The following is a 13,204-nucleotide window of genomic DNA, read 5'->3' as shown; positions in this document are numbered from 1 at the left end:
TTCGGCACCTTCTCCTTAATCTCCCAGATTTTTGTTGAACAGACGTACCTCGCCGTTCACGTTGGTATAGAGGGACACCTTGTTGTCTCCGTTCAGAGCGGCCCAGACCTCCTCCGGCTTGGGAACGGTGACCTCCAGAGGCTCACCGGCAAAGGTGGGCAGAGGATTTCCGTCGCCCTGATAGGTGCTGATGAAATAGCCCTGATTCTCGTCGCAGCCCTCATAGCAGAAGAATTCCCGCAGGCAGCGGCCGTTCTTGTGCTTCAGAATGGACATCTCAAAAGAGCCGTCGGCATTCAGAATGGCGGAGATGCGGGGGGTCCAGTTGGGCTCGTCCGGCTCGTATTCCCGGGTCATCAGACCCTTGCGGAAATCGCCGTGCTGGCAGATGGTGTCCGTCTGGTCGCCGTTGGTGACCACCAGCGCGTCGCCCATGGTCCGGACGGGATGATAGATGATGAGGCTGGGATCCTCCAGCTTGGCGGGATCATGAGCCTCGGTGCGGATGCCGTCCTCCGTTTTCACGAAGATCCGGTTGCGGCTGTTGGCGCTGCGGCCCATGATGAAATAGTAAACGAGGTCCCGGCTTACAAGGATGCCCCGGCCGGGGTAGGGATTCTCCCGCAGAAGGGTCAGAAAATCAAGCATTGCTCTTCTCCTTTACGATTTGTTCCGAGACCAGCTCCGCTGCCCGAGGCAGAAGCAGCCATTCGGCCTGCTCCATGACCCGGCGCTGAAGGGTTTCGGGGGTGTCGTCCGGCAAGACCTCCACAGCTTTTTGCAGCAGGATCTCTCCGCCGTCCGGGATCTCATTGACAAAATGCACCGTGGCTCCCGTGACCTTCACGCCCTTGGCCAGAGCGGCCTCGTGGACCTTCAGACCGTACATCCCCTTGCCGCAGAAGGCGGGGATCAGAGAGGGATGCACATTCAGGATGCGGGAGGGCCAGCGGGCGGTAAAGTCCGCACTGAGGATGGTGAGGAAGCCGGCCAGAACAATGAGGTCGATCTCATGCGCCGCCAGCAGGTCGGACAGGGCGGACTCAAAGGCCGCCTGACCGCCGCAGCGCTTGGGGGAGACCGTCTCGGCAGGAACGCCGGCGTTGGCCGCCCGGGTCAGGGCGTAGGCTCCTTCATTGGAGGAGACCACCAGCGCAATCTCTCCGTGGGGCAGCAGTCCCGCCGCCTGCGCGTCCAGCAGTGCCTGTAAATTTGTGCCGCCGCCGGAGACCAGCACGGCGATCTTCGCTTTTTTCATAGTCATGATTTCTCCTTTGACGCCGATGCACCGATTCCTTTCAGCGCACCGGAGCAGTATACGTCAGGATACCGCGGAAAAGCGGGACAGTGCGTACCGGGAGCGGTTTCACTCAGCACAAAACAACTTTTTCTTCGCCGGCAACGATCTCGCCGCAGACATAGGCGTCGATCCCCTCTGCCTTCAGAGCGGAGAGGGCCGCGTCGGCGGTCTCGGGGCTGACGATCACCGCCATGCCCACGCCCATATTGAAGGTGTTGAACATATCGTGCTCGTCGATGCCGCCCTTTTTCTGGAGCAGACGGAAAATGGCGGGTGTTTTGACAGCGGCCTTGTCGATCTTGGCGCACAGGCCGTCGGGGATGCAGCGGGGGACATTCTCGTAGAAGCCGCCGCCGGTGATGTGGCTGACGCCCTTCACGTCTGCGGCCTCGATGCAGCGGAGGACGGGCTTGACATAGATGACGGTGGGACGGAGCAGGGCCTCGCCCAGGGTTTCACCCAGCTCGTCATCATACCGGCCCAGATCGGCGTTCTCCACGTCGAATACCTTGCGGACCAGAGAGTAGCCGTTGGAGTGGAAGCCGGAGGAGGGCAGAGCCAGCACCACATCGCCCTCCGCCATGCGGCCGGAGTCAATGACCTTGGGCTTGTCCACAACACCCACGGTGAAGCCTGCCAGATCGTAGTCATCGGCGGCCATCATGCCGGGGTGCTCGGCGGTCTCACCGCCGATGAGGGCGCAGCCGGCCTGGACACAGCCCTCCGCCACGCCGGAGACGATGGCTGCCACCTTTTCCGGCACGTTCTTGCCGATGGCGATGTAATCCAGGAAAAACAGGGGCTTCGCGCCGCAGCAGATCACGTCGTTCACGCACATGGCCACGCAGTCGATGCCGATGGTGTCATGCTTGTTCAGCAGTTCGGCCAGACGCAGCTTGGTGCCCACACCGTCGGTGCCGGAAACCAGCACCGGCTCCGTCATACCGGTCAGATCGGGGGCAAACAGGCCGCCGAAGCCGCCAATGTCAGAAACTACGCCGGGGATGTGGGTGCGCTTGACGTCCGCGCTCATCAGCTTGACGCCCTTGTAACCGGCAGTGATGTCCACACCGGCTGCCGCATAGGCGGCGGAGTGAGATTTTTCCATGTCGATCATTCCTTTCCGTTCCAGCAGTAGGTACAGACCTTATCCCGGTCAATGCCGATGGCTTCCAGCACGCCGTCCAAAGACTGATAACCGAGAGAATCAAAACCGAATTTTTCACAGATGGACTTGAGCAGGCACTGACCCCGCTCCGTGGAGGAATCGGAGTACTCGTCCAGATGCTTGTGTCCTTCATCACCCTCCAGCTCCTGAATCACCCGCCGGGCCAGCAGCTCCATATCGGAGTTGCCCCGGGAGAAGTTCAGGTACTTGCAGCTATACATAATGGGCGGGCAGGCGGAGCGCATGTGGACCTCTTCCGCACCGGACTCATAGAGGAAGTCCACCGTTTCCCGGAGCTGGGTGCCCCGGACGATGGAATCGTCCACAAACAGCAGCTTTTTCCCCTGAATCAGCTCGGAAACGGGGATCTGCTTCATTTTGGCCACCTGGTTGCGGACCTCCTGGTTGGCAGGGGTGAAGGACCGGGGCCAGGTGGGGGTGTACTTTACAAAGGGGCGGGCAAAGGGTTTGCCGCTGCGGTTGGCGAAGCCGATGGCGTGGGGGACGCCGGAATCCGGCACGCCCGCCACATAGTCCACCTTAGGGAGCCGGCCCTGGGCCACCTCGTCGCGGGCCATGATCTCGCCGTTGCGATAGCGCATGACCTCCACGTTGACGCCCTCATAATTGGAGTTGGGGTAGCCGTAATAGGTCCAGAGAAAGCCGCAGATCTTCATTTCCTTACCCGGAGGAGAGACGGTCTCATAGCCGTTCCGGGTCAGGGCCACGATCTCACGGGGACCTAACTCGTAAGCATCCTCATAGCCCAGCTTATGATAGGCGAAGGATTCAAAGGATACGCACAGGCTGCCGTCCGGGTGCTTGCCTACCAGCACAGGCAGACGGCCCAGCCGGTCGCGGGCAGCCAGAATACCGTCCGGCGTCATCAGCAGGATCGTGATAGAGCCTTTGATCATCTCCTGCGCGTACAAAATGCCCTCCACCAGATTTTCCTTCATATTGATGAGGGCGGCCACCAGCTCGGAGACATTGACCTTTCCGCTGCTCTGGGCCATGAACTGATGCCCGTGGTCGGAGAAATAGGTATCGATCAGCTCGTCGATGTTGTTGATGATACCCACCGTGCAGATGGCGTACAGGCCCAGATGGGAGCGCACCAGCAGCGGCTGTGGGTCGGTGTCGCTGATGCAGCCCATGCCGATGTGGCCCTTGAACTCATGCAGCGCGCTTTCAAATTTCGTGCGGAAGGGGGTGTTTTCAATATCGTGGATCTCCCGGACGAACCCGGTCTCCGGCCCGTAAACCACCATGCCGCCCCGGCGGGTACCCAGATGGGAGTGGTAGTCCGTGCCGAAAAATACGTCCAGCCCCACATCCCGGTGGGAGATCGCTCCAAAATAACCGCCCATTACGCGAAGAACAGCTGGGAGAGGGTCATGGGATCGATGTACTGGCCGTCCTTATAGACCCGCATGTTGCCGCTGGCCACCTCGTCGATGAGCATAACGCTGCCGTCGGGTGCATAGCCGAACTCAAACTTGATGTCATAGAGGACCATGCCCTTTTCCTTCAGATCATCGGCCACGATCTGAGTGATCTTCTGGGTCTCCTCCTTGATGGCATCATACTGCTCGGCGGTCATCACGCCCAGAGCAACCAGCGCGTCCTTGGTCACCAGAGGATCGCCCTTCTCGTCATTCTTGAAGGTGGTCTCCACATAGGCGGGCAGGTCGGCGCCCTCAGCGATATACTCGCCGTAGCGGCGGATGAAGGAGCCGACGGCCTTGTGACGGCAAATGACCTCCAGGCCATGGCCAAAGACCTTGGCAGGGAGGACTTCCATCGTGGTATTATTCAGGTCGGCGCTGACAAAATGGGTCTTGATGCCGGCGGCGTTGATCTTCTCAAAGAAATAGATGCTCATGCGCAGGTTCACATCGCCCACGCCGTCGATGGTCAGGCCCACGGAGTTCTCGCCGGGATCGAATACGCCGTCCTTGCCGGTGCAGTCATCCTTGAACTTCAGCAGATAGTTGCCGTTTTCCAGAGCGTAAACGTTCTTGGTCTTGCCAGTATAAACGAGTTCCATAGTATTGTACCTCCAAAATGTTTTGAATATCGGTTTTATCAGGAAAAGATCAATGCTTGTGTGAACAGCTTAGTGGGCCAGCTCCGCCTGCAGCTTGGCCTCCTTGGCGGCGATCTGCTCTGCCATCTCGGAGCGCTGAGCGTCCAGCTTGGCGGCCAGCGCGTCATCGCTGACGGCCAGAATCTGAGCGGCCAGCACAGCGGCATTCTTCGCGCCATTGATGGCCACGGTAGCCACGGGGATGCCGCTGGGCATCTGGACGGTAGCCAGCAGAGCGTCCAGTCCGTCCGCAGCGCCGCCCTTCATGGGGATGCCGATGACCGGCAGGGTGGAATTTCCGGCGAAGGCGCCCGCTAAATGGGCCGCCATACCGGCGGCGCAGATCAGCACGCCGAAACCGTTGGCCCGGGCGTTTCTGGCGAAGTCCGCGGCGGCGGCGGGGGTGCGGTGGGCGCTGAGAATGTGGGCCTCATAGGGGATGCCGAAGGTCTCAAGCTGCTGGCAGGCCCCCTTTACAACGGGCCAGTCAGAGTCGCTTCCCATAATGACTGCTACTTTTTTCATGCGATCCTCCTTAAAAAGATAAAAATGCAAATAAAAAAAAGGGTAAACCGCTCCCCATGGATCTCCATGGAGAACAGGTTTGCCCAGACGGTCGACAGTACGTATGACAGCAGGCTTCCATGTGGTGCTCCACGTTCCGTCAGTTGCCTGTGCTTCAATATAATCATTATCTCAGACGCGACAGAAAATGTCAATTCCTGACACGGCTTTTTCCGTGGGACCTCGCCACAAAAATTTGAAAAGATTGTTGCGATTTTTGCACAATATGTTAAAAAAGTATCTATTTTCAACGAAATAAGTTATGCTAATTGGAGGTATTACCTATACTTCTTCTGGGAGGCCTTATGCCTTTCACAGCTATAAGGCGGCGTCTGCATGTCTGACCGCTGAAAAACTGTTATGAACAGGGGAAACGCACCTCTTTGCTCTTGCACCGGGGCGGGCGCGCAGGTATAATGATGAAAAAGAGCATTAACAAATGACGGAGGTGGCTTCATGTACGAAAACGGGAAGATCTATATGGGTCTGGCAGGTGGCAAGCGGGTGGAACTGGCGCTGAATATGTGCAACCGCCACGGATTGATCGCTGGGGCCAGCGGCACCGGCAAGACCGTCACCATGAAGGTGATGGCGGAGTCCTTTTCCGACGCCGGTGTGCCGGTGTTTCTGTGTGATGTGAAGGGCGACGTGGCGGGCATCTGCGCGCCGGGCCAGAGCAGCGAGGGCATGGAAAAGCGCATCGACAAATTCGGCCTGCGGGACCGCTTTGTCTACCAGGGCTATCCCACCACCTTCTGGGATGTTTATCAGGAGGGCGGCCACGCCGTCCGGGCCACCGTCAGCGACATGGGACCGGAGCTTCTCAGCCGAATTTTGGGCTTGACGGCGGTACAGGAGGGAATTCTGCACATCGTGTTTCAAATTGCGGATGACAAGGGGCTGCTGCTGATCGACCTGAAGGATCTGCGGGCCATGCTGACCTATGTCAACGAGCACCGCACCGAATACATGATGACCTATGGAAATATCACATCTCAGTCGGTGGCGGCGATCCTGCGGGCGCTGCTGCCACTGGAGCAGCAGGGCGGCGAGCTGTTTTTCGGGGAACCGGCGCTGGACATCCGCGACTGGATGCGCACGGCTGCTGACGGCCGGGGCATGATTAATGTGCTGGACTGCGTCAAGCTGGTGCAGAATCCCACGCTGTACGCCAGTTTCCTGCTGTGGATGCTGTCGGAGCTGTTTGAGATCCTGCCGGAGGCTGGCGATCTGGACAAGCCCCGGATGGTATTCTTCTTTGACGAGGCCCACATGCTGTTCCGCGATGCGCCCACTGTGCTGCTGCAAAAGGTGGAGCAGACGGTGAAGCTGATCCGTTCCCGGGGCGTGGGCGTATACTTTGTGACGCAAAGTCCCGGCGATATTCCAGACACCGTGCTGGCGCAGCTTTCCAATCGGGTGCAGCACGCCCTCCGGGCCTATACCCCCACGGAGCTGAAGGCTGTCCGCGCGGCGGCGCGGGCCTTCCGGCCCAATCCCGCGTTTCAGGCGGAGGATGCCATCATGGAGTTGGGCGTGGGCGAGGCGCTGACCTCGTTCTTGGACGAAGCGGGCGTACCCGCTATGGTGGAGCGCACGAAGATCATCTGCCCACAGAGCCTCATGTCGGTGCCGGAGCCCATGGTCCGGGCCAAGGTGATGATGCATGACGGCATGGAGAAGTATGACGAGTTTGTGGATAACGTGTCAGCCTACGAGGTGCTGACAGCGGAACGGGAGGAAGCGGAGGCCGCCAAACAGGAGGAGGCCGACCGCAAGGCCCGTGAAAAGGAGGAGGCTCAGGCGGAAAAGCTGCGTCTGAAAGAGGAAGAGGCCGAACGAAAACGTAAGCAGAAGCTGGAGGACGAGGCTCGCCGCAAGGCGGAGCGCCGGGCGGCCAAGATCGAGTCCCAACTGATCTCAGCAGGCGGTCAGGTGCTCAAGCGGGGCCTGCTGGGTGTGCTGAAAAAGTGGTAACGCGGTTTTTGACGGAATACCTATTAACAAACATGAAAAGGAGAACGTGATATGAAAAAGAGAATTTCGGTCCCATTTTTAGCGGCTGCGATTGTGGTTTTGGCCCTGCTTGCGGTGATCGTCATTGCAAAACCCTTTCCCCAAAAAGCATCGGCGGTATTCCCGGAAAAGCTGTTGGAGCTCCCCTGCACCGTGGCGCGGGAATCCATAGACGGCGCGGAAAAGATTGATCTTACAAATGACCAGAAGGGAGCCCTGTTGAATGAACTGGAAACCATTCAAGTAGTACGGAGGGGAACCTCTGACAGCAAGGTCGGCCCCTACGATCAGTATGTGTACCGCTTCAGCTTTGAAAATCAGCAGGAGATCTCAATGGATGACCGCGGAACGCTCTATACGCAGAAGGGCGGCTATACGATGACCGGGGACTTCTCCGGCGTACTGGACCTCTTGAATGGCTGGTTCTGAGCTGAGCACCGGAGCCGGGCAGAATAAATGGCAAATAGAGTCTTGCAGAGTGCGTATTCATAAATGCTGATTGAAATAGCGACAGATAAGAAAATGCTCTGCAAAAGTCTGCCTTCCATTTGGAAGGCAGACTTTTTCGCCTATCAGCCGGTAAGGGTCAGGCTGCGCTGAACTCCTCCCGCAATTCCTCCATGGCCTCGGACACATGATCCGCAGAAAAGCAGAACCGGCCGTTTTCATCATATACCTCAATGTGTCCCATCACATACCGCAGTTCAAATCGCTCCATCTTTATAACCCCTTCCGTGGTGTGTTGTTTTCTGATTACATGCTCAGTATACAATACATACTGTCCTATAAAACGGACACTGTCACCAGCTGCGATCCCTGTACGGCGTATTTTTCTCAGATCGATCTGTGGCTCAGAGCATGATACTGCCGGTTTCTCTGCCGGCCATCGCGGTATTCAGCAGCGTTTCCTTGCAGACGGCGGCGAAGTACCGACTTTCTTCAAATCTGCCCGGGTAGTGCTTCTCAATGAATGTCAGAGTTTCTTTTAGCTGCAACATGGCGGCGAACATATGCTTGCAGGCGTAAGTGCAGAAACAGTCGCAAACCAGATTTCTGATCTCGCCATCGATGTAGTCACATTCCAGCTCGTAGGGCTGTGTCCCTTCCACAATGGCCTGCACATGGGTTTTATCCAGAGAGATGTACCGCACCCGGTTTTCTCTGTAATAGTCATGTCCCCGCTCCGCAATGGCGTCGCTGATCTTCATGGTTTGCAGATCATTCAACTGAAAGCCGCTGCCGTCCTGTTCGGAAACAATCTCCGTATCCTCCTTCTCAGGTGCCTTGAACCAGGTGATGACCTGTTCATAAGGGAGTGCGCTGCGATCAAAGGTGACGAAGTGCGATCCGGCAAAATGGAATTCACCGTGGACCTTCGTATCGGCCACGCTGATGACCCGCTTGTAGTCGGACAGCTTGATCTTGAAGGTATAGCAGACATCCACCACATGACCGCGGAAACCTTCCAGCTTTCCATCCACAAAGACCAGATCGCCGCAGTGGAGATCAAATTGATCGTTGTAGTAGGAGAGCGTCATGTTGCGAGCAGGGAAGTGGATCAGCACCAGGGATCTGGTAGGCTTCGGCTTTCTGGAAATAACAAACCGCGCGGCAGCCTCGTGCCTGCTTTCCTTTTCAGCGGCGGAAAAAACGATCTTGAACTTCATAAAACCCCTCCTTCAAAATGATCGGGTGTCCTTCCAGTGTCATCATTTTACAATCTTACCTGTCCCAATAACCGGACTGCGACGAAAAAACGGCTCTGACCGTAATGGTCAGAGCCGCTTGATCTGAATTTGATTCAGTTTTTATGCCTGCGGGCCGTAAAGTGCCGCGACGGAGCCGATATGCGCCTTCATGCTGTCCACAACATGAGCGGGGCCTACGATCTGCGCCTGAGGGCCAAAACCCAGCACCCACGCAAAGAACTGAGGGCTGACCACCACGTCCGTCCGGACGGTGAAATGGGCCGGGCCGTCGGGGACGATGAATACCTCGCTGCCCAGCCGGTCCAGAACGGCGCCTACCAGGTGATTTTCAAACCGCATCTGTACCTTGATCTCTTCGCCGGTGAACATACCGAAGGTTTTGCGGGTGTAGACCGCCATGTCCAGCGCCTGATAGACCTCCTGACCGTCCCGCTCCTCATCCAGCGTGGAGATCTTCTCCATCTTGTCCACGCGGTAGTGCTTGATGATTCCAGCCTCAGAGTCATAGGCCACCAGATAGTAGTTTTCATCGTCCCAGGTCATGGCGAAGGGACTGACTACATAGTATGCGCCGCCGTGGCGGTACTGCCGCTCCTTGGCCACATTGTACTCAAAGTACAGAAACCGGATCTTCCGGTTATTGGAGATGCCGTTGTGAATCTCATCCACATTGTAGTAGATGGACTCGTTCATGGTCTTGATGCGGTTTTTCACAAAGACCTGCCGGTGAAGAAGCTGGGCGCTGTGTACGCTGGCCAATGTCTCGATCTTCTTGATGAGGGACGCGGTCTTTTTGTGGGTGATGAATTTGGAGGACTGCACGCTGTCCACCAGCAGCTTCAGCTCCGGCAGCTCAAAGGTGCGGCTTGCCACATAATAGCCGAACACGCGGCCCCGCTTGCATTCCTCAATATCCATGCCGAAGGTGCGCAGCGCCTCGATGTCATCGTAAATGCTTTTGCGCTCTGCGGCGATGCCGTTGGACTCTAAGTATTGAATCATCTGATTGACTGTAATCGGGTGCTCCTCGTCGGAGTTCTGAAGCAGATAATTCATGACATGAAGTAATTTCAATTTCTGGAAAGAGGATCTGGCCATATATGTTCCACCTTTCTGCGCCCGGATCAGCAGGCGTGAACCTGCAACCGGATTGCTTCATATTCAGATGGCGTTCTGCCTTGTATCGCGCAATGTCTTTACGTTCATTGTAGAATGAAATGTGAGCTTCTGTCAATGGGATAGACGATCCAACGGCAGCGCCCCTTACTGTACCGACTATACAAGCGCACCCGACCGTGTTATACTATTAAAAAATTCAATACATGCAGATAGAGGAAAGAGAGGCAGATGGAAATGAACTACACCTCCGCACAGGCCAACAAGCTGCTGAAAAAACTGAATGACGAGTATACCGCGTTGCTGGACAAGGAGACCCGCAGCCGGGACTTCCGGGCTGCCATGGGGGAGGATGTCGAGTCCGTTCGGCCTGTCTACGATTACGCTGAAATGCAGATCCGTCTCGCAGAGTTGGAAGCGAAAATCCGCAAGCTCAAGCACGCCATCAACATTTTTAACGCCACGCAGACCGTGGACAGCTTTGACATGACCATCGACGAGCTGCTGGTCTACATTCCTCAGCTCACCAAGCGGAAAAGCAAGCTGCTGGAGATGAAAAGCCGACTGCCCAAGGAGCGTGTGGAGGAGCAGTACGGCCGCCAGTCCAACATCATCGACTACACCTACGCCAACTATGACATCGCGGCGGTGGAGGCCGACTATGAGAAAGCTGCCGATGAACTGTCCCGTGCCCAGCTTGCGCTGGACGCGGCAAATCAGCGGGAAACCTTTGAGTGGGAAGCGTGACTGCTTTCCGTCGCTTCACACGAATGTCCGACCATTTTTGATCCAATCACGATCTCTGCGTGTGTTCAGCGTTCAGAGACAGAGAATCGGTTATTTTGATTGTTATCCGTTATGCAGCCCGTGTTTATGGGTTACGGGGAACATTTATCGGCAGCATCGGTGAAGCGAGAAAACTTTTTGGGGCCGAAGTACGGTTATAGGCCCTGACTATTTACAGTGGGGAAATGTTCGTTTTGCGGAACTCCAAATTGAGCGTGAACTGTCCAAAATGGCGGAATCATGTTGAACAGTGAAAATAGGAGGCAACGAAAATGAAATGGTTTATGTTCTGCGTCGCAATGAATTTTATAGCAGCCATTGTACTGATTGGAGCCGGCGCAACGGAACTGAATAATTTAGGAACGAGTGTTCCGGCGCTTTTGTGTATTGCTGCCGGTATATGCGGACTGATCGAAATTAGAAAGAACAAGTGATGGAATTACAATCGTTTGCTTACCGGACGCTGTCGCTGCCAAGGCACTCAAACAAGCGGCAGCCTGTTTTCACAAGGCGAATTGAACACAATACGAAAAGAAAAAACGAAAGGGGAGAGGAATATGACAGTGATCGGCAATATTCTATGGTTTCTGTTTGGCGGACTGATCGGCGGACTTGCATGGGTGCTGGCCGGATGCCTGTGGTGTGTGACCATCATCGGTATTCCCGTCGGACTGCAATGCTTCAAGTTTGCAAGTCTCGCCTTTTTCCCTTTCGGAAAAGAGGTCATATATGGGGGCGGCGGGTTTTCCTTTCTGGTGAACCTGATCTGGATCGTATTCTTCGGCCTTGAAATGGCGATCGGCTATGTCATTCTTGGTTGTCTCTGGTGCATAACACTCCTTGGTATCCCCATCGGAAAGCAGTGCTTCAAGATGGCGAAGCTGTCGCTGATGCCCTTCGGCGCGTCGGTGATCTGACCGGGACCGGACAGGATCGACCGTCTCTCTTGCATTGTCAGCCACGCCATGCTATAATACTCCTACAAAATTTGTGACGTGGGGTTTTCAAGGCGTTTGATATGCTGCTTTTAACCACGCAATTGTGCAGAACAATTGCGTGGTTTTGTTCTGCAATTTTCAGGAGGACACATGAACGAGAATCAAAAATTAGGAACCATCATGAAAGAGCTGATCCGGTTCAGCCTGCCGCTGATCCTCAGCGGTGTGCTGCAGCAGCTCTATAACTGGGCAGACGCCTTCATCGTCGGCAATGTGGACGGAGAGCTGTCCCTTTCCGCCATCGGCGTGACGTCCATTCCCATCAGCTTCTTCATCACCACCATCACCGGCTTCACACTGGGCCTGTCCGTCCTGATCGCCAAGAACTTCGGCGCAAAGAAACAGGACAGCATCCCGCCTGTGCTGGCGGTGTTTGCCGTGATCCTCGGCGGCGTATTTCTGCTGGCTGCGGCAGTCGGCTCCGCCCTGTCCTATCCGTTTATGGAGCTGTTGCACACGCCGGCGGATACCATCGACCTCGCCAGCGGCTATATCCGCATTATTTTCTGGGGCCTGCCATTTCTGGCGGTCTATAATGTCTATACCGCCACCCTGCGCGGACTGGGGGACAGCCGCATTCCGTTCCTCTCCATTCTGGTCTCCTCCGTCATCAACGTACTGCTGGATATCCTTTTTGTTGCGGAGCTGCGCTGGGGCGTACTGGGCGCGGCTGCGGCGACTGTGCTGTCCCAAGCGATCATGACGGTGTTCATCGTCCTGTACGGAACAAGCAAATACCCGTGGCTGAAAAGCAACTGCCGGAAAGAGAGCTTCTGCGGCGCCGTGGTGCGGGACGGCTTGCGCTACGGCCTGCCGCCCATGGTACAGTCCAGCATCAGCGCCTTAGGCAGTCTGGTATTGCAGGACTTCATGAACCGCTTCGGAACGGATACCGTCACCGCCATCACAACGGCCTACCGCATCGACACGCTGATCCTGCTGCCCATCGTGAACCTCGGCTCCGGTATTTCCACGGTCACGGCCCACAGTCACGGCGCGGGAGATACGATACGCACCCGCAAAACCCTCACTGCCGGTACAATTCTGACCCTGGTGGTGTCTGCGTTCCTGACGGGCCTCGTGATCCCGACAGGCGGAAAGATCATTGCGCTTTTCGGGGCAGGGACCGCCGCGGTGGCGATCGGAAGCGCTTTTTTCCATCGCATTGCATTCTTCTATCCGATCTTCGGCCTGACCACGGCGTTCCGCGGCTATCTGGAGGGCAGGGGAGACCTGATGTACTCCAGCGCTGCGGGACTGGTCTCTCTGGCGGTCCGCATCATCGCTTCCTACGCAATGGCTCCGCGTTTTGGAAATATGACCATCGCCTACGCGGAAATGGTCTCGTGGGTGTGGCTGCTGGTCATGTACCTGTTTCGTCTGGCAGCCAAAAAGGACGATGCTCTATGAGCAATGAGCATAGGTACGATGTCACCGATGTTGAACTGGAATTTCACC

At 56.3% G+C, this 13,204-nt stretch carries 15 protein-coding genes and 1 riboswitch; of the genes, 6 read left to right on the top strand and 9 right to left on the bottom strand.

Going from position 1 to position 13,204, the window contains the following annotated elements:
* Positions 1–15: 15 nt before the first annotated feature.
* The 6 genes from H8Z83_RS11150 to purE all read right to left on the bottom strand — a co-directional run bounded on the left by H8Z83_RS11150 (position 16) and on the right by purE (position 5,082).
* Entirely contained in the window at positions 16–648 is a 633-nt protein-coding gene (locus H8Z83_RS11150; protein WP_187015094.1) for an IMP cyclohydrolase, read from the bottom strand.
* Positions 641–1,258, bottom strand: coding sequence for a phosphoribosylglycinamide formyltransferase (gene purN, locus H8Z83_RS11145; RefSeq protein ID WP_187015148.1), 618 nt, complete (start codon positions 1,256–1,258; stop codon positions 641–643). Before purN ends, H8Z83_RS11150 begins: the two co-directional genes overlap by 8 nt.
* A gap of 112 nt (positions 1,259–1,370) precedes the next feature.
* Complete coding sequence (gene purM / locus H8Z83_RS11140) at positions 1,371–2,408, bottom strand: phosphoribosylformylglycinamidine cyclo-ligase (RefSeq protein WP_187015093.1); 1,038 nt, start codon at positions 2,406–2,408, stop codon at positions 1,371–1,373.
* A gap of 5 nt (positions 2,409–2,413) precedes the next feature.
* Positions 2,414–3,838 (bottom strand): amidophosphoribosyltransferase, encoded by a 1,425-nt coding sequence (locus H8Z83_RS11135; RefSeq protein ID WP_187015092.1) that lies wholly within the window; start codon positions 3,836–3,838, stop codon positions 2,414–2,416.
* Positions 3,838–4,518 carry a phosphoribosylaminoimidazolesuccinocarboxamide synthase gene (locus H8Z83_RS11130; RefSeq protein ID WP_187015091.1) on the bottom strand — a complete coding sequence of 227 codons (681 nt, stop codon included), beginning with the start codon at positions 4,516–4,518 and terminating at the stop codon, positions 3,838–3,840. The genes H8Z83_RS11135 and H8Z83_RS11130 overlap by 1 nt, the downstream gene beginning before the upstream one ends.
* A 69-nt stretch (positions 4,519–4,587) precedes the next feature.
* Entirely contained in the window at positions 4,588–5,082 is a 495-nt protein-coding gene (gene purE / locus H8Z83_RS11125; RefSeq protein ID WP_187015090.1) for a 5-(carboxyamino)imidazole ribonucleotide mutase, read from the bottom strand.
* 74 nt (positions 5,083–5,156) lie between these two features.
* A riboswitch (ZMP/ZTP riboswitch) is annotated at positions 5,157–5,239 on the bottom strand.
* A gap of 338 nt (positions 5,240–5,577) precedes the next feature.
* On the opposite strand from purE, the gene H8Z83_RS11120 reads away from it, so the two are divergent.
* Both H8Z83_RS11120 and H8Z83_RS11115 read left to right on the top strand, forming a co-directional pair.
* Positions 5,578–7,098, top strand: coding sequence for a helicase HerA-like domain-containing protein (locus tag H8Z83_RS11120; protein ID WP_187015089.1), 1,521 nt, complete (start codon positions 5,578–5,580; stop codon positions 7,096–7,098).
* A 51-nt stretch (positions 7,099–7,149) separates the two neighbouring features.
* Positions 7,150–7,566: a hypothetical protein gene (locus tag H8Z83_RS11115; protein WP_187015088.1), complete on the top strand. Its 417-nt coding sequence runs from the start codon at positions 7,150–7,152 to the stop codon at positions 7,564–7,566.
* Positions 7,567–7,723: 157 nt separating this feature from the next.
* Here the strand turns inward: H8Z83_RS11115 and H8Z83_RS19890 are convergent, their stop codons facing one another.
* The 3 genes from H8Z83_RS19890 to H8Z83_RS11105 form a co-directional block, all read right to left on the bottom strand.
* Positions 7,724–7,855 (bottom strand): hypothetical protein, encoded by a 132-nt coding sequence (locus H8Z83_RS19890; protein WP_256435332.1) that lies wholly within the window; start codon positions 7,853–7,855, stop codon positions 7,724–7,726.
* A gap of 133 nt (positions 7,856–7,988) precedes the next feature.
* Positions 7,989–8,804 (bottom strand): SWIM zinc finger family protein, encoded by an 816-nt coding sequence (locus tag H8Z83_RS11110; protein WP_187015087.1) that lies wholly within the window; start codon positions 8,802–8,804, stop codon positions 7,989–7,991.
* A 141-nt stretch (positions 8,805–8,945) separates the two neighbouring features.
* Positions 8,946–9,944, bottom strand: a complete 999-nt coding sequence (locus tag H8Z83_RS11105; RefSeq protein ID WP_187015086.1) for a helix-turn-helix transcriptional regulator — start codon at positions 9,942–9,944, stop codon at positions 8,946–8,948.
* Positions 9,945–10,193: 249 nt separating this feature from the next.
* On the opposite strand from H8Z83_RS11105, the gene H8Z83_RS11100 reads away from it, so the two are divergent.
* From H8Z83_RS11100 to H8Z83_RS11085, 4 genes are all read left to right on the top strand, one after another.
* Positions 10,194–10,709, top strand: a complete 516-nt coding sequence (locus tag H8Z83_RS11100; protein WP_243184947.1) for a hypothetical protein — start codon at positions 10,194–10,196, stop codon at positions 10,707–10,709.
* A gap of 311 nt (positions 10,710–11,020) precedes the next feature.
* Entirely contained in the window at positions 11,021–11,182 is a 162-nt protein-coding gene (locus H8Z83_RS11095) for a hypothetical protein (RefSeq protein WP_187015085.1), read from the top strand.
* Positions 11,183–11,305: 123 nt separating this feature from the next.
* A complete protein-coding gene (locus H8Z83_RS11090) occupies positions 11,306–11,665 on the top strand; it encodes a YccF domain-containing protein (RefSeq protein ID WP_187015084.1) in 360 nt (119 codons plus the stop codon).
* Between the two features lie 171 nt (positions 11,666–11,836).
* Positions 11,837–13,156 carry an MATE family efflux transporter gene (locus H8Z83_RS11085; protein ID WP_187015083.1) on the top strand — a complete coding sequence of 440 codons (1,320 nt, stop codon included), beginning with the start codon at positions 11,837–11,839 and terminating at the stop codon, positions 13,154–13,156.
* Positions 13,157–13,204 lie beyond the last annotated feature (48 nt).

It is taken from the genome of Dysosmobacter segnis, assembly GCF_014297285.1.
Lineage (GTDB): Bacteria > Bacillota > Clostridia > Oscillospirales > Oscillospiraceae > Oscillibacter > Oscillibacter segnis.
The sequence above is the reverse complement of the archived record's forward strand: the minus strand, read 5'-3'. Positions and strand labels throughout refer to the sequence as shown.

Coding starts and splice junctions, on each gene's coding strand:
- H8Z83_RS11150 (WP_187015094.1), bottom strand. CDS start 648: ATGCTTGATTTTCTGACCCTTCTGCGGGAGAATCCCTACCCCGGCCGG.
- purN (WP_187015148.1), bottom strand. CDS start 1,258: ATGAAAAAAGCGAAGATCGCCGTGCTGGTCTCCGGCGGCGGCACAAAT.
- purM (WP_187015093.1), bottom strand. CDS start 2,408: ATGGAAAAATCTCACTCCGCCGCCTATGCGGCAGCCGGTGTGGACATC.
- H8Z83_RS11135 (WP_187015092.1), bottom strand. CDS start 3,838: ATGGGCGGTTATTTTGGAGCGATCTCCCACCGGGATGTGGGGCTGGAC.
- H8Z83_RS11130 (WP_187015091.1), bottom strand. CDS start 4,518: ATGGAACTCGTTTATACTGGCAAGACCAAGAACGTTTACGCTCTGGAA.
- purE (WP_187015090.1), bottom strand. CDS start 5,082: ATGAAAAAAGTAGCAGTCATTATGGGAAGCGACTCTGACTGGCCCGTT.
- H8Z83_RS11120 (WP_187015089.1), top strand. CDS start 5,578: ATGTACGAAAACGGGAAGATCTATATGGGTCTGGCAGGTGGCAAGCGG.
- H8Z83_RS11115 (WP_187015088.1), top strand. CDS start 7,150: ATGAAAAAGAGAATTTCGGTCCCATTTTTAGCGGCTGCGATTGTGGTT.
- H8Z83_RS19890 (WP_256435332.1), bottom strand. CDS start 7,855: ATGGAGCGATTTGAACTGCGGTATGTGATGGGACACATTGAGGTATAT.
- H8Z83_RS11110 (WP_187015087.1), bottom strand. CDS start 8,804: ATGAAGTTCAAGATCGTTTTTTCCGCCGCTGAAAAGGAAAGCAGGCAC.
- H8Z83_RS11105 (WP_187015086.1), bottom strand. CDS start 9,944: ATGGCCAGATCCTCTTTCCAGAAATTGAAATTACTTCATGTCATGAAT.
- H8Z83_RS11100 (WP_243184947.1), top strand. CDS start 10,194: ATGGAAATGAACTACACCTCCGCACAGGCCAACAAGCTGCTGAAAAAA.
- H8Z83_RS11095 (WP_187015085.1), top strand. CDS start 11,021: ATGAAATGGTTTATGTTCTGCGTCGCAATGAATTTTATAGCAGCCATT.
- H8Z83_RS11090 (WP_187015084.1), top strand. CDS start 11,306: ATGACAGTGATCGGCAATATTCTATGGTTTCTGTTTGGCGGACTGATC.
- H8Z83_RS11085 (WP_187015083.1), top strand. CDS start 11,837: ATGAACGAGAATCAAAAATTAGGAACCATCATGAAAGAGCTGATCCGG.